Origin of the sequence: Desulfonatronum thiosulfatophilum (genome assembly GCF_900104215.1) — a bacterium.
Lineage (GTDB): Bacteria > Desulfobacterota > Desulfovibrionia > Desulfovibrionales > Desulfonatronaceae > Desulfonatronum > Desulfonatronum thiosulfatophilum.
The window spans coordinates 89,284-103,251 of record NZ_FMXO01000003.1 but is presented as its reverse complement, the minus strand read 5'-3'; the positions used below and the strand labels follow the sequence as shown (position 1 = coordinate 103,251).

Here is a 13,968-nt window from a genome sequence, read left to right as displayed (position 1 = left end):
CGATTCTCACGTTTGCAGCAATTGGGCGACCAGAATATTTTTGACGTCCGTGCGGATTTCCGCCCACTGTTCCGGCTGGGTCGGGGCAAACGCGTCTTCGCCGGTGAACAGTTCCGCCGGCAATTTGTTCAAGAACGCCTCGAAATCCGGATCGATATCGCGAAGGGCATCGGCATCCATTTCCAGATCCAGCAGACTGGTGATCAACCCGCCCAGGGCCTCGTTGCTTTGGATCAGCGTTTCCAGATCCAGGTGCTCTTTGGTCCGCAACCGGATTTTTTCCAGACAGAGATCATCCCCGCCCAGATCCGCCGCCAGGGAACGCAGGGCTTCTTCCCAGTGGGTCGGATTGGCCTGCAGCCGCTGATGCATGGGGGTCGCACCGTGCAGTTCCAGCCGGGCCACCACGGGCCGTCCATCACCAAACTTCAGCACGTTGAGCATCCGGCCGCGCGCCTTTTCCAGGATTTCCTCCGGACCTCGGCATTCGGATACATCCACCCGACACAGGTCCCAGCGCAATACGTCCAGATCCACATGCTCCACTCGGTGGGCCAGTCCATCGGCGACCGTAACCAGCGTGCAGCCCTTGGCGCCTGTTTCCCGGATGGTCCGGCCCTGCGTGTTGCCAGGGAAAACGATCCAGGGATCATCCTCCCACACCACTTCCCGCTGGTGGACGTGACCCAGAGCCCAGTACTGGTATCCCTTGGCCCGCAACCCATCGACGGTACACGGAGCGTACGGTTCGTGACCTTCTCGTCCGTTCAGGGCGGTATGCAGGAGTCCAATGTTGAAGAAACCTTCCACCGGCGGTGGATAATTGCGGCTGAGATCCTCGGAAACGGCCCGACCGGCATACCCCTGGCCATGAATGGCGACCTGGATCGACTCCAGCCTGTGCGTCTGTGTCTTCCGGGACGAAAAAACAAACACGTTTTCGGGCAAACTCAAGGCTTTGGTGACATGGCTGACTGCATCATGGTTGCCCGAAACAATAAACACCTGGACGCCGGATTCACGTAACCTGGCCATACGTTTGGCGAAATACAGCCCGGAATTGAAATCCTTCCAATCACCGTCGAACAGGTCACCAGCCAACACGATGAACGCGACATGCTCGCGTAACGCCAGTTCGACCAGATTATCGAATGCCCTGCGTGTGGCGCCTCGGATTTCATCCCGGACCGACTCCTCCGGAACTTCGATCCCTCTCAACGGGCTGTCCAGATGAATGTCAGCGGCATGGATAAAGCTGTACATGAACCCTCCTTGCAATGTAGACGTATAATGTTTTTATCGTCGCTTGTTATTGCATCGTAAATCATGACCTGATCTGAAACAACGACGCACCGGCGAACTAACGGCGAGTTTGCGGACCTGCAATGCACCCATTGTTGGCTGCTCTCATGTGCTTCATCTTGCAGTCAAAGTACAGCGAGATGAAATTTTTTCGAGCTTGGTCCCGTCCACAATTCACGCCGGAGTAAAAAGGCTTGGGCCTGCCCTGTTCGCCGCCTGTCATCTTGCATAAGACAAAAATTTCGAGCACAGCTTCATCCCCGGGTGGCTGACAGGCAGCGTAATACCACCCGCTCCCGCCAAAAATGTGGTCAGCGCAAATCAAGCTGTCGATCATGGTTGGCGATTCCCGCACAGCACGAAATTTTGCATATTTTCACTTTGCGCGGATTGTGCTGAAACGATGACCATGAACCCTAATTTACGGCTGAATAAACAGGCGATTATCGGCATTGCTGGTGAATATTTTGAAGGCAGATATTGTTTATGAATTAAGCGCTCGCGATTTCACACGCGCATGAGGATGTCCATGCGCTGGTCGCACGGCGGCTTTGCGCCAACATTGCCGAACACGCCCGTGCGCTGGCCGAGATATCTGAAACCCTTTGCCGCCTCGAAGAAGGCGTACGCGAGTTTGGCGCGGTCTTTAACGAAAGGCCGTCCTCGGTTTCACGGGATTGGGCCAACCGGTTTGTTGAAAGTCTCGAGTTTTTGCTGATGACGGCGGACGAGTCGGTGTTTTCGCGGACGAAATCTGACATCGAGACGCTATTTCGCCTGACGGAAGACCGGGGGGAGATGAAGGAAACGCTCCGGCAACGGATTTATAAAGGGGAAGCCGGTGCATCAAAGGAGGCTCAAGATTATATCTTTGATCTCACAATTTTTTTTCCCGTCTGATCTATTTTTTTCACGCGATGGCCTTGCAGGCGGATAATCTTTCACCACGGAAGCTGCGGGATTAGGAGCCCCTGCCGGATGCGACATTCATTCGCCCCCATGTTAGACTCAGCAGGGCCAGTCTCTAAGTGTCCGGGACCAGCTCGGGCACAATTCGATCAGGGATCACCGAAAAAATCTACAAAAGCTGCCGGCACCTGGTCCAAAGCGATGCCGGCAGCCATTATAAGAAAAAGTTCCAAATGCAAAATTGAGCCAGTGGAATGGTTTCCGACTATAGATGTCCTATCGTTCTTCCTTCATTTCCCTGACCAGATTGTGCAACATACGGACTTGGTCCAGCAGTTCCCGAATGGCTTGGTCGGAGCGGTTCATGGCTTCGGTTGTTTCCGAAGACAGGCGGTTGATTTTATCCAGGCCCACCTTGATCTGGTCGCTTGCTGCGGACTGCTGTTCCGTGGCTGTGGCGATTGAATGAACGTCCGAGGCCGCGTCGCTGACCAAGGCAACGATCTTTTGAAGAGCCTGACCGGATTTCTCGGCAAGTTCCGTGGCCTCATGGACTACTGCCACAGCGCTTTCCATGGCCTTTATATTGGTTTTAGTGCCATTTTGAATGGAGGTGATGGCCTGGCCGACCTCCTTGGTGGCGTGCATGGTTTTTTCCGCCAGTTTGCGGACCTCGTCCGCAACCACGGCGAAACCGCGTCCTGCGTCACCGGCGCGAGCCGCTTCGATAGCCGCGTTTAGGGCGAGGAGGTTGGTCTGGTCAGCGATGTCCTCGATCACATTCATGATGTTGCTTATTCCCTCGGCTTCCTTGCCAAGTCCGCCCAAGTTGTCGCGTAATGATTCAGCCTGTCGCTGAACTTTCACAATAGCCTCGACGGCCTTCTGGACGATTTCCGATCCTTGCAGGGCTTGCTTCTGGGATTCGTCTGCCCGGCCGGCGACGTTGGAGGCGTTCCTGGATACCTCCAGGACCGTGGCATTCATTTCCTCCATGGCAGTGGAACTCTCGGATACCCGTTCACTCTGAGTAAGGGCGCTCCGGGAAGAATGCTGAACCTGGGACGAAAGTTCGTGGAGCGATTCGTTCAAACGCTCGACAATGGTTTCCACGTTGGACGCGGCATGCTGAATGCCCTCTTCTTTAGCCTGCTCCGCACGCTTCTTGGCCTCAAAGGCTTCCTGGGCCGCTTCCATAGCCCGGCGCGACTCAGTTTCCGCCTCCCTGGACTTGTCCTCGGCTTCGAGGATCTTCTCTTTGAGCTTCTGCACCATGGCCTGAACCGAGGCCTTTAGCGAAGCCAGCTCACCGCGGTATGTGCCCCGAACTTCCCTGTCCAGGTCGCCGCGTTCCACCGCCAGGGCGTACTCCTGCAAGCGTCCTAATGGACTGCTGATCAATCGGGAGAAAAGCAGGAACACGGAAATCACGATGGCCAAAAGCCCTGCGGCCCCCAAGGGCAGGAAGACCCGGTTGGCGCCGGCGATGGTGGCATAGATGGAGGACATGGGGATAAAGACGATTTCCGCGGTTTCCACGCGGTTTTCCAGCCTGGCCGGATAGTCGAAGGTATACCGCTGCTGCATGGACAAGGGCGCGTCCTCGGGCGCGGAATGGCAAGGTATGCAGCTCCTGGCGTTGACCGCTCCCTGGGCGATGATGAAGTGATCCACCCCGTCCACCTGTCGAACCCCGCGCCACTCCAGAGTCTTCTCCCCGTCAAGATGCATCCGGTCCAGGTGTTCAATCAATTCCGCCTCCACCGGTGTCGCCTTATTTTTGGGATTCATAGGTTTGGTGGACGGTGTCCGGAATTGAATTTCATACTTGTGGTCAGGGGAGATTACCTCGAAGACTCTGTTGGCGGCGTAGGAGGTAGACTGCAATTCCACAACGAATTCATCAGAGCCAAGAATGCGAGTAGCTTCGGGACGGATTACGGATCCGAGGTGGCTACGCACGGCCTTCATGCTGAACAGGAGCATGCTTGCCTTTTGCTCGTACTGGGTCGTGATTTCCCGTTCCATAATCCTGTTGATGCTCAGGATCAAAGCGGCCACCGCCAAAAAACAAAATCCAGCTGACAACAGGATGAAAATTCGACTCAACTTCATGCTCTACCTCTTTATGTAAAAATTCCGAATGCATATATCCATGATGGATTACTTAATGTTTTTTCATTGAGTGAAAAAATTTTATGTCCCGTATAATGGATAGTTGATAAAGGCAACTAAAATATTAATAAATGTCTTCGCAAGCGCTTGCCACATTAATTAATTGAGCATCACAAAAGAGAAAGCTCCCTGGATAATCAGTGGTAGAGGACTTGGTTGGTTATAGAACGGATTGCATGCGACTTTATTCACAAGCGCATCATCCAGGAGCGGAATGTCACTGCAGTCGATTTCGCTGTCCGGAATATCGAACAACGCCTTGAGATCGGCGTTCTGCTCGTCGATCAGAGGCGGCATGTTGTTCAGGTCAACCTTATAACTCACAGTTTCTCATAGCGCCTCCTCTTTTTCGGTTCGGCGCGACGTCCTGAAATGATTTGGAGCAACCCCTGTGCCGCACTCGCCTTCCCGGGACAGACTCCATCTTGTTCGTTGTTCGGGAATTAGGCTTGACCAACGTCGCGACTCAGCTCTGCACTCAGCTCCAAGCAAAAGAATTGATTGGTCCACTCGACCAGACAGCGATTTTGTTTGGTGCTGCAACCCACGATATCGGCAAAGTCCGGTGCTCAATCCGAACTCAGCGATAGCGGCTCCCTGCATGAACGGCTCGGTCCCAAACTGTTGGAGGAGCGAGATATCGCTCCCTCCTATGCCCGATTCGCTCAGACACATGGCAGTTGGCGAAACCAGCCGGATCTCCCGCTTGGAGACTTGCTGGTCGCACTGGCGGACACGCTGGGTCACAATCCCTGGGATGTTTGGCTGACAGTCGACGGCATCATTGAAAATGCCGATACTGCCGTGGATAGATTATACGGGCAGGAAAGTTTCTATTAGATTCAAGTTGCGAAAACTGAACTGCAAAGGTCTAACCGGGCAAAAGCAGAACAAATCATTTCTCAATATTTTTTTTGGGGGGGCAAGCAAAAAAAAAGGCTGACTAAGTCAGCCTTTTTTTTATTATTTGGTGCTCCCGGTAGGATTCGAACCTGCGGCCTATCGCTTAGGAGGCGATCGCTCTATCCACCTGAGCTACGGGAGCGGAATTTGATTCCCTAAACCCCGAAGTATGCCCTCGTCAAGTCGATTCAAAATTCAGGTCCTATCTGTATCTGCCCTCTGCCATACGCTCCTACTGGGCCTCACGGCGAATCCGGGCGCCCACCTGGGACAGCTTGGACTCCAGTTCTTCATAGCCCCGATCCAGGTGATAGATACGCCGCACCTCGGTGGTTCCCCTTGCAGCCAGACCGGCCAGAACCAGGGAGGCGCTGGCGCGCAGATCCGAGGCCATGACGGGCGCACCGTTGTAATGGGTCACGCCGCGAATCATTGCGTTCTGACCTGAGACCTTGATTTGCGCTCCCATGCGCACCAGTTCCTGGACGTGCATGAATCGGTTCTCGAAAATGGTTTCCTTGATCACGCCGGAGCCATCGGCCAGCCCCATCAAGGTCATGACCTGGGCTTGCATGTCCGTGGGGAACCCGGGGAACGGCTGAGTCATCAAATCAACTCCGACAAGTTTTGCGCCGCGTTTGGCCAACACCCCGCTCTTGCCCTCCTGGATCCAGACCCCCATTTCCCGCAGCTTGTAGACCACGGCGTCCAGATCATTCATTGAACAGTTTTCCAGGTATAATTCCCCGTCGGTGATCACCGCGGCGACCAGATATGTGCCGGCCTCGATCCGGTCGGGCATGATCCGGAATTCAGCTCCGGTCAGACGTTCCACACCCTGAATACGGATGATGCTCGTGCCCTGGCCCTGGATTCGGGCCCCGCAGGCGTTCAGGAAGTCGGCCAGATTGACCACTTCGGGTTCCCGGGCTGCATTTTCCAGGATCGTTTCCCCTTCCGCCAGGCTGGCGGCCATAAGCAGGTTCTCGGTCCCGCCCACTGTCGGGAAGTCGAAGTGAATATGGGCGCCTCTGAGTCGATCGCATCGGCCGAGAATGTTTCCGCCCTCCAGGTCAAAATGGGCGCCCATCCGTTCCAGCCCCCGCAGGTGCAGATCCACCGGTCGTGAGCCGATGGCGCACCCTCCGGGCAGCGCCACCACCGCCTTGCCCAATCGGGCCAGAAGGGGCCCCAGGCACAGCACTGATGCCCGCATGGTGCGGACCAGATCGTAGGGCGCTTCAGGGGTCAGATTTGCCCCAACACACGTCTCCACCGAGTTTCCGTCCTGCTCCGCCTCGCAACCCAGCAGCCGCAGCAGCTCAAGAGTGGTGGATATATCTCGCAGCTTCGGCACGTTCCGCAAACGCACCGACCCCTCGGCCAGAATACAGGCCAGCAGAATGGGCAAAGCCGCATTCTTCGACCCGCTGACCGGCAACCTTCCACGCAGGGGAACATTTCCCTCAATAACCAGCTTGTCCATTATTTTCCTCCAAAATGTCGAATGTCGTCATAACCCGCTCTTAATCGCAATCGAAATCGAAATCGAAATCGAAATCGAACGATGGTATTTGCGGAACGGAAATTTGTCACGCCGGGGAGGCGACAAAATTCATCCAGCCTGCATCTTGACGAGAACACGGCGTATGGCTTAATGATACTATCTTTACACGGTGGGTGTAGCTCAGTAGGTAGAGCACCTGGTTGTGGCCCAGGCGGCCGCGCGTTCAAGTCGCGTCATCCACCCCATGTATTTACAGGGGTCAATCCAAACACGGGTTGACCCCTTTTTTGCTTTTACCGCTCTTGACCCGTGGGGAGATATAGGTTTTCCTCACGCATTTCAAATTCGACCCACATTACCCATTACCCATAGCCAACCAAACACAAATACGATTCCCAAAGCAAAAGGAGTGCGACACATGACGAGAATTCCCGATACCAAGACGGACTTCAAGGTCCGCGATCTTTCCCTGGCCCAATGGGGCCGTCAGGAGATTGAGATCGCGGAGACTGAAATGCCCGGCCTGATGGCCCTGCGTGAAGAATTCGGCGCGGCTCAGCCCCTGAAGGGCGCACGCATCGCCGGTTGCCTGCACATGACCATCCAGACGGCCGTGCTGATTGAAACTCTGATCCATCTCGGAGCGGAAGTCCGCTGGAGTTCGTGCAACATCTTCTCCACCCAGGATCACGCGGCGGCCGCCATTGCCGCGGCCGGAATTCCGGTCTTTGCCTGGAAGGGCGAGACGGAAGAAGAATACTGGTGGTGCGTGGATCAGACCATCCAGGGACCAGACGGCTGGGTTCCGAACATGCTGCTGGACGACGGAGGTGATCTGACCCAAATCATGCACGAGAAGCACCCTGAATCCATGGCCTCGCTGCGCGGGTTGTCCGAGGAGACCACGACAGGCGTGCACCGCCTGTATCAGATGGAGAAGGCCGGCACGCTGAAATGCCCTGCATTCAACGTGAACGACTCCGTGACCAAGAGCAAGTTCGACAACCTCTACGGCTGCCGGGAGTCACTGGCTGACGGCATCAAGCGGGCCACGGACGTGATGATGGCCGGCAAGGTCGTGGTGGTTGCCGGTTACGGGGACGTGGGCAAGGGCTGCGCTCAGGCCATGCGCGGACTCGGGGCCAGGGTCGTGATCACGGAAATCGACCCGATCAACGCCTTGCAGGCGGCCATGGAAGGCTACCAGGTAGTGACCATGGAAGAGGCCGCTCCCATGGGAGACATCTTCGTCACCGCCACGGGATGCCGCGACGTCATCACCCGCGCCCACATGGACGCCATGAAGGATCAGGCCATTGTCTGCAATATCGGTCACTTCGATCTGGAAATTGATGTCGCCGGGATCCGCGAACTGAACTGGATCAACATCAAACCCCAGGTGGATCACATAGTCTTCCCGGACGGCAAGCGGATCATCCTGCTGGCCGAAGGCCGGCTGGTGAACCTGGGCTGCGCCACCGGCCACCCCTCCTTCGTGATGTCCGCCTCGTTCACCAACCAGGTCATCGCCCAGATCGAATTGTGGACTAATCCCGGCAAGTACGAGAACAAGGTCTATGTTCTGCCCAAGCTGCTGGATGAAAAGGTGGCCCGTTTGCACCTGAAGAAGCTCAATGTCGGCCTTTCATCCCTGACCAAGGCCCAGGCCGATTACCTTGGCGTTCCACTCGAAGGCCCCTACAAGCCGGATTACTACAGGTATTGATGTCCAAACGCATTCTCCGATCCCGGCTGACGGCGAGGCGCAGCAGTATGCAGGTCGACGACGCCTTACGGCGAAGTCATGCCGTTCAGGAGCGCGTGCGTGAGCTACCCGGCTGGGAAGCCATGCGTACGGTCCTGGTCTATCTTCCGTTCCAAAACGAAGTGGACACCTGGGATTTGATCCATGAGCTCTGGGGCCGGGGCGTACAGACCCTGGCCCCATGTTGTCGTCCGGACTGTCCGGGGGAGATGGATTTGTATCGGTTCCGCGCTCTCGAAGATCTGCGCCCCGGCAGCTACACCATTCCCGAACCGGATCCCAGCCGTTGCACCATGGTCGATCCGCGGGAATGCGAGGGCATCCTGATCCCCGGAGTGGGATTCGACCGCCGGGGATTTCGCCTCGGCTTCGGCGGCGGCTATTATGACCGGCTCCTGGCCCTGACCGGAGCCGAAGTCCGGACCATCGGGCTGGCCTACAAGTTCCAGATCCTGGACGATCTGCCTCTGGAACCCCACGACCAATCCGTGCAGGTCATCTGTACGGACACGGAAACCATATGGGCCCCCACATAGGCTGCATCCCCTTTTCCTTTCCCGGATTGCCGAACATTCGTGCCGCCTTCACCACCCGCCGGGGCGGCTCGAGCCGGGGTCCCTATTCCGGGGGCAATCTGTCCTGGGAGGTGGGGGATGCAAAGAACGATGTGCTGGAAAACCGCAACGCCCTGCGGGAACTGGCGGGATTCGGGCACTGGGCCGAGGCGCGACAGGTTCACGGAGTGGAAGTTCTGGTTGAGCCGAACCCCTTGAATTTGGATCAGTGCGCCGACGTCCAGGCCGACGGCTTGGCCACTTCCCGCCCGGACCTGGCCCTGGTCATCAAGACGGCGGACTGTCAGCCCATCCTTCTGGCTCATGCCGACGGCCGCCATATTGCTGCCCTGCACTGCGGCTGGCGGGGCAACCGGCAGGGCTTTCTCCAGAAAGGTGTCCGGGCATTCTGCGACGCCTACGGCTTCCACCCGCACGAGGTGCTGGCCGTACGGGGGCCGAGTCTTGGCCCCGGCGCCAGCGAGTTCGTGAATTTCGATTTGGAGTGGGGTGAGGCTTTTCGGAAGTATCATAATCCGACAACCGGCAACCTCAATCTATGGCGCCTGACCAAGGCGCAACTGCTGGAAGCCGGTCTGCTTGAAGAACGTATTTTCAGCATTGACCTCTGCACCTACAGCCTACCGGAAACCTTTTTTTCCTATCGCCGCGATAAGGCCACCGGACGGCAAGCCGGACTGATCTGGATGGATCCTGCTGTTGCTTGACCCTTATCCTTTCTTATTCACCACGAAGAAAAACAAAGAACGAACGATCTTCAACGTTATCTCGGTCAGTTTATCAACCTGAGTATGCCAAAGATAATCAGATAGATGGCGACAATGTAATTCAACACTCTGGGAAAGATCAGGATCAAAATCCCCGCGATGATGGAAACAATCGGTTCAGCCGTTACGTTTATTTGCATTTTTTCCATCCTTCATCAGAATTTTCTTAACAGACAGACCGGGACACTGGGTTTGAATACCCCGTGTCCCGCCAGATCACATTTTCCATCAAAATCGATAGATCGCGGCTATTCCGGTCTGCGTTGGCATTCGTTCGGCTGGAACGACCACGACTGTAGCGCCTTTACGCATAGCCATCTGCCCCAGATCGTCGAGCAGGTCGTCCATCTTGGGGTCCATGATGTCGTCCAGTTCGATCTCTCCGGTACTCGCATCCACCCTTCCGGGAATTTCACGATCGGCCTCCACCAGCAGCGTACCAACCCGGCCCTCGATGATCGCCTTGGCAACCTGCGCAACGTTGTCGTCGCCCAGCTCTTCGGCCTTTGCCGTGCCGAATTTTTCCACATGATCCGCCAGAATGCCCAGATACCGAGGCTCTACCAGCCGCCAGGAGAGCTTGCGCAGTTCGTCCAGGGATGAAAGCGAATCCGGATGAACCGTGATGCCCTCCGGCAGGAGCTGGGGATTGCGGCTGACTTCGTGAAACATGTGATGGTGCTCCGGAAGCGCGGCCAGGATCAGCGGCAGTCCGGACGGCTGGGAGTGATGTTCCATGACCGCGCGGTCTACGGCCCGGAAGTAACGTTCCGCGTCGAGATCAACCTGGTCCTTCTTTCCGCCATGGCCGTGGTGCATGGCATTTTTTCCCACGCCGACGCCTCCATATCTGGCAACGGTCAGGCGAGGATCCGTCAATTCCTCACCCAATGCTTCCACCAGCGTCTTGGGAACATCCGGAGCCGGCATGATCTCATCCAATGCGTCGCGATTGCCTTCGAAAAGCTTAATCTCCTTCCGGTTCACCGCGAGAATCTGATAACGGTCGGCTGATTGCAGGATGCGCCACAGGGGCTTGGTGTGGAAATTGTCCGCCGCGACGGCCAATTCGGATACCGGTCGCTGGAAGGTATAAACCCGAAAGAACCCTTTTGATCCCAGCACGGCCAATCCATCCAAAGTATGGTTCCAGAACTCACGGTCCTCGGACAAATCCCGAAACGGCTTGAGCAACGGCCCAATGTCGTTCTCTGGATACTGCCGCAGCAGTGACTCTTCCAGCTTCTTCACCAGATTTTTGAATCGGATCGGATCCTGTTTGTTCTCCGGAAAATTCCTGTACGTCGGCTGATACAGGGAAAGGCAGGGTGGTTCACAGTTGTCAAACAAACCGGCGGCGTAATCTTTTTCCAATGTGTTGTTCATTCAGACCTCTCTCTGGGTTACGTTAAACTTGATGCGAACTCTCTGCCGAACCGGATGCAATTCTCCACGGCCTCATTGTTGGGGTTCCACTTTTCGCGAATTCCATCACTAACCAAATGAAAGCCGCCCTCTCGCAGTCTGTCGGAGATGATTTTCACCGATTCTCCGCTCCAGCCGAAACACCCAAATGCCGCGGCCTTCTTGTTCTTGAACTGCAATCCCCTTATTTCTTCCAAAACTGCAGCGGTGGCCGAAAGGATGCCCTGGTTGATGGTCGGTGATCCGACCAGGATTGCCTTTGACTTGAAGACCTCGGTTATCACGTCGTTCTTGTCCGACTTGCCGACGTTGTAGAGCTTCACATCAATGTCGCCGTTGGCTTCAGCGATTCCTTTGGCGATGGCCTCCGCCATTCTCCGGGTTCCGTCCCACATGGTATCGTAGATGATGGTGACTTGATTCTCAGCATAGGCATTCGCCCACTTCAGATATTGGTGCACGATCTGCAGAGGATCTTTCCGCCAGATCACTCCATGGCTGGGACAGATCATGTCCACCGGAAGCCCCAGTTCCAAGATTTCCTTAATTTTTTTGTCAACCAGCGAACTGAACGGAGTCAGGATGTTGGCATAGTACTTAATAGCCTCCTGGAACAGTTCCGCCTGGTCCACCAGATCATTGTACATTTTTTCGGACGCCAGATGCTGCCCAAAGGCATCATTGCTGAAGAGGATGTTGTCTCCTGTCAGGTAGCACATCATGTTGTCCGGCCAGTGCAACAGTCTGGCCTCAACAAAAACCAGCTCCTTCGACCCAAGGGTGAGTTTGTCGCCGGTTTTGACAACCTGAAAATTCCAGTCCTGGTGATAATGTCCCTTCAGGGAATTCACGCCGTTTGCGGTACAATAAATGGGAACATCCGGGATATGGCGCATGAGTTCCGGCAAAGCGCCGCTGTGGTCGGTTTCCGCATGATTGGCGATGACGAAGTCGATCTTATCCAAGGGAATTTGCTGTTGCAGTTCCACCAGGAATTCTTGGGAAAATTTGCCCCACACGGTATCAATGAGGGCGGTTTTTTCATCCCGGACCAGATAGGAATTGTAGCTTGATCCGCGATGGGTGGAGTATTCCTGTCCATGGAATGTTCGCAGTTCCCAGTCGACCTTTCCGACCCATGTGACATTGTTGTTGATTTGAAAAGCCATCAAGGGCCTCCAATTATGCATGACCGGGAGACCGGTCAGGATTTGAGATTGAACGACGGTTTTTACTAAACGTTGGGGGTGCGTGGATCTTTAGACCATTTGGACACGGGATCGGCCGCACTCGTTTCGTGCGGATCGCCGTGGGCGGTAGCGGTATGTGGTACAGCCTTTTCACCCTCGGGATAGGGTTTGTCCGTGGCATCCAGATCCGCTCGAGATTCAGCCTTGGAGCCAATATCCTCCGCCTCCGTGCGCTCCAGGATGTCCTTGGCCTTTTTCTTCCAGTCCCGGTCGTCCGCATGAACGGAGAGAAGAATCCCTCCCTGCTTGATCCGGCCTTCGTAGCGATTGGCTTCGTATTCAGGTATCCCCATGCCCACCAGGGCGCCGGCGATCCCCCCAACCAGTCCTCCGGCGCCGACGCCGGCCAGGGCCGCCATAATGGGACCCGCGGCAACAAAGGGGCCAATACCGGGAATGGCCAGCAAGCCGATACCCGCCAGCCATCCCAATCCTCCCCCGATCACCGCGCCGGTCCCGGCGCCTGTGGTCGCCCCTTCAGGAGCTTTCGTGGACTTGTCGATCGCGAATTCCTTGTTCCCAATATTTTCCGGAAAAAGGACGGAGATGTCCGTGTTGCGAAAACCTTCTTTCTTCAGTTCGTCCACCGCCCGTTCAACCATTGGACGGCTTGGATAAATGCCGTAAACGGCGATGTTTTTTGAAGCCATGTTTACTCTCCATTTCTAAGATGGCTGCTATCGTCGAAGTTTGTTCGCGCATCTGGCATGGAGGGAGAAGAACTTTCAGCTCTTCTCCCCCCATTGCGATTATTTCAGCTTTTTCTTGATTTTCTGCTTCTCCTCCTCAACCTTCTCCGCCATCATATCGAGCTCATCTTTACTCATCGCCTTTTCAGCGGCCTTGAACAGCTCGGATTCTTCTTCCTGGATATGATGCTCCACGAGTTCCTTGAATACGCTTACCTTGGCGCCCCATTTGTCGTCGTCCTTCGGCATTTTATCGAGTTCTTTCAGGACCATCTCACTTACATGGTGCTCCTCCATACCTTCCATGGCCTCTTCCCGGGCCTCTTTCTTCCCCATCAACGGCGTGTAAAAGATGGCCTCTTCGGCCTTCATATGCGGCACAAGCTCCTGCTTGAGGGTATGAAACAATTCTTCTCTTTTTTTGGAATCACTTTGTTTGCTCGCCTTCAGTTTCCCGAGGATGCCTTTCACCTCTTGATGGTCCTTCTTAATCATCTGAAATAACTTGTTCATCTCTGTTCTCCTTGTTGAATTTGAGATTGCTCCTGACTCGTAAAACTCACTTTGATCCCTGCTATAAGTGCAACATCGCAGTGAAGTACCGGGGTGCCAGAGTCGAATGTATTTCGTTTTTACCTTGCCCTCGACAAAACCGTCACTAGGGAAAAGCCGTAATTATGGTGGGGTGATAATGTATGGCG

General features: G+C 55.3%; 14 protein-coding genes and 2 tRNA genes. 6 read left to right on the top strand and 10 right to left on the bottom strand.

The features are described 5' to 3' along the window. Positions 1–6: 6 nt before the first annotated feature. Positions 7–1,263, bottom strand: coding sequence for a metallophosphoesterase family protein (locus tag BLP93_RS03180; protein ID WP_092117151.1), 1,257 nt, complete (start codon positions 1,261–1,263; stop codon positions 7–9). A gap of 756 nt (positions 1,264–2,019) precedes the next feature. Between BLP93_RS03180 and BLP93_RS03170 the strand changes: the two genes are divergently transcribed. Beyond that, positions 2,020–2,202 carry a hypothetical protein gene (locus tag BLP93_RS03170; protein WP_092117147.1) on the top strand — a complete coding sequence of 61 codons (183 nt, stop codon included), beginning with the start codon at positions 2,020–2,022 and terminating at the stop codon, positions 2,200–2,202. A gap of 285 nt (positions 2,203–2,487) precedes the next feature. Here the strand turns inward: BLP93_RS03170 and BLP93_RS03165 are convergent, their stop codons facing one another. Next, positions 2,488–4,326 (bottom strand): methyl-accepting chemotaxis protein, encoded by a 1,839-nt coding sequence (locus BLP93_RS03165; protein ID WP_092117145.1) that lies wholly within the window; start codon positions 4,324–4,326, stop codon positions 2,488–2,490. A 159-nt stretch (positions 4,327–4,485) separates the two neighbouring features. Continuing rightward, positions 4,486–4,710: a hypothetical protein gene (locus BLP93_RS03160; RefSeq protein WP_092117143.1), complete on the bottom strand. Its 225-nt coding sequence runs from the start codon at positions 4,708–4,710 to the stop codon at positions 4,486–4,488. A 210-nt stretch (positions 4,711–4,920) separates the two neighbouring features. Between BLP93_RS03160 and BLP93_RS03155 the strand changes: the two genes are divergently transcribed. After that, the gene (locus BLP93_RS03155; RefSeq protein WP_139162897.1) at positions 4,921–5,226 is read left to right on the top strand and encodes a hypothetical protein; all 306 of its coding nucleotides are present in this window, start codon (positions 4,921–4,923) and stop codon (positions 5,224–5,226) included. A gap of 128 nt (positions 5,227–5,354) precedes the next feature. On the opposite strand, the gene BLP93_RS03150 is transcribed toward BLP93_RS03155, so the two are convergent. Further along, positions 5,355–5,431, bottom strand: a tRNA-Arg gene (locus BLP93_RS03150). 90 nt (positions 5,432–5,521) lie between these two features. Then, a complete protein-coding gene (gene murA, locus BLP93_RS03145; protein ID WP_092117139.1) occupies positions 5,522–6,775 on the bottom strand; it encodes a UDP-N-acetylglucosamine 1-carboxyvinyltransferase in 1,254 nt (417 codons plus the stop codon). 190 nt (positions 6,776–6,965) lie between these two features. On the opposite strand from murA, the gene BLP93_RS03140 reads away from it, so the two are divergent. The 4 genes from BLP93_RS03140 to BLP93_RS03125 all read left to right on the top strand — a co-directional run bounded on the left by BLP93_RS03140 (position 6,966) and on the right by BLP93_RS03125 (position 9,843). Then, positions 6,966–7,041 (top strand) — tRNA-His (locus BLP93_RS03140). Between the two features lie 173 nt (positions 7,042–7,214). Then, the gene (ahcY, locus tag BLP93_RS03135) at positions 7,215–8,522 is read left to right on the top strand and encodes an adenosylhomocysteinase (RefSeq protein ID WP_092117137.1); all 1,308 of its coding nucleotides are present in this window, start codon (positions 7,215–7,217) and stop codon (positions 8,520–8,522) included. After that, positions 8,522–9,097 (top strand): 5-formyltetrahydrofolate cyclo-ligase, encoded by a 576-nt coding sequence (locus tag BLP93_RS03130; RefSeq protein WP_092117135.1) that lies wholly within the window; start codon positions 8,522–8,524, stop codon positions 9,095–9,097. The genes ahcY and BLP93_RS03130 overlap by 1 nt, the downstream gene beginning before the upstream one ends. Beyond that, complete coding sequence (locus tag BLP93_RS03125; protein WP_092117133.1) at positions 9,082–9,843, top strand: purine nucleoside phosphorylase YfiH/LACC1 family protein; 762 nt, start codon at positions 9,082–9,084, stop codon at positions 9,841–9,843. Before BLP93_RS03130 ends, BLP93_RS03125 begins: the two co-directional genes overlap by 16 nt. Positions 9,844–9,908: 65 nt before the next feature. On the opposite strand, the gene BLP93_RS03120 is transcribed toward BLP93_RS03125, so the two are convergent. The 5 genes from BLP93_RS03120 to BLP93_RS03100 all read right to left on the bottom strand — a co-directional run bounded on the left by BLP93_RS03120 (position 9,909) and on the right by BLP93_RS03100 (position 13,780). Continuing rightward, on the bottom strand, positions 9,909–10,043 hold the full coding sequence (locus tag BLP93_RS03120) for a DUF3096 domain-containing protein (RefSeq protein ID WP_092117131.1): 135 nt from the start codon (positions 10,041–10,043) through the stop codon (positions 9,909–9,911). Positions 10,044–10,131: 88 nt separating this feature from the next. Next, positions 10,132–11,289: a baeRF3 domain-containing protein gene (locus tag BLP93_RS03115; RefSeq protein WP_092117129.1), complete on the bottom strand. Its 1,158-nt coding sequence runs from the start codon at positions 11,287–11,289 to the stop codon at positions 10,132–10,134. 17 nt (positions 11,290–11,306) lie between these two features. After that, the gene (locus BLP93_RS03110) at positions 11,307–12,497 is read right to left on the bottom strand and encodes an anaerobic nitric oxide reductase flavorubredoxin (RefSeq protein ID WP_092117127.1); all 1,191 of its coding nucleotides are present in this window, start codon (positions 12,495–12,497) and stop codon (positions 11,307–11,309) included. A 65-nt stretch (positions 12,498–12,562) separates the two neighbouring features. After that, on the bottom strand, positions 12,563–13,228 hold the full coding sequence (locus BLP93_RS03105) for a DUF3341 domain-containing protein (protein WP_208596553.1): 666 nt from the start codon (positions 13,226–13,228) through the stop codon (positions 12,563–12,565). Positions 13,229–13,327: 99 nt separating this feature from the next. Then, positions 13,328–13,780: a hemerythrin domain-containing protein gene (locus BLP93_RS03100; RefSeq protein WP_092117125.1), complete on the bottom strand. Its 453-nt coding sequence runs from the start codon at positions 13,778–13,780 to the stop codon at positions 13,328–13,330. Between the last annotated feature and the right edge of the window lie 188 nt (positions 13,781–13,968).

Coding starts and splice junctions, on each gene's coding strand:
- BLP93_RS03180 (WP_092117151.1), bottom strand. CDS start 1,263: ATGTACAGCTTTATCCATGCCGCTGACATTCATCTGGACAGCCCGTTG.
- BLP93_RS03170 (WP_092117147.1), top strand. CDS start 2,020: ATGACGGCGGACGAGTCGGTGTTTTCGCGGACGAAATCTGACATCGAG.
- BLP93_RS03165 (WP_092117145.1), bottom strand. CDS start 4,326: ATGAAGTTGAGTCGAATTTTCATCCTGTTGTCAGCTGGATTTTGTTTT.
- murA (WP_092117139.1), bottom strand. CDS start 6,775: ATGGACAAGCTGGTTATTGAGGGAAATGTTCCCCTGCGTGGAAGGTTG.
- ahcY (WP_092117137.1), top strand. CDS start 7,215: ATGACGAGAATTCCCGATACCAAGACGGACTTCAAGGTCCGCGATCTT.
- BLP93_RS03130 (WP_092117135.1), top strand. CDS start 8,522: ATGTCCAAACGCATTCTCCGATCCCGGCTGACGGCGAGGCGCAGCAGT.
- BLP93_RS03125 (WP_092117133.1), top strand. CDS start 9,082: ATGGGCCCCCACATAGGCTGCATCCCCTTTTCCTTTCCCGGATTGCCG.
- BLP93_RS03120 (WP_092117131.1), bottom strand. CDS start 10,043: ATGCAAATAAACGTAACGGCTGAACCGATTGTTTCCATCATCGCGGGG.
- BLP93_RS03115 (WP_092117129.1), bottom strand. CDS start 11,289: ATGAACAACACATTGGAAAAAGATTACGCCGCCGGTTTGTTTGACAAC.
- BLP93_RS03110 (WP_092117127.1), bottom strand. CDS start 12,497: ATGGCTTTTCAAATCAACAACAATGTCACATGGGTCGGAAAGGTCGAC.
- BLP93_RS03105 (WP_208596553.1), bottom strand. CDS start 13,228: ATGGCTTCAAAAAACATCGCCGTTTACGGCATTTATCCAAGCCGTCCA.
- BLP93_RS03100 (WP_092117125.1), bottom strand. CDS start 13,780: ATGAACAAGTTATTTCAGATGATTAAGAAGGACCATCAAGAGGTGAAA.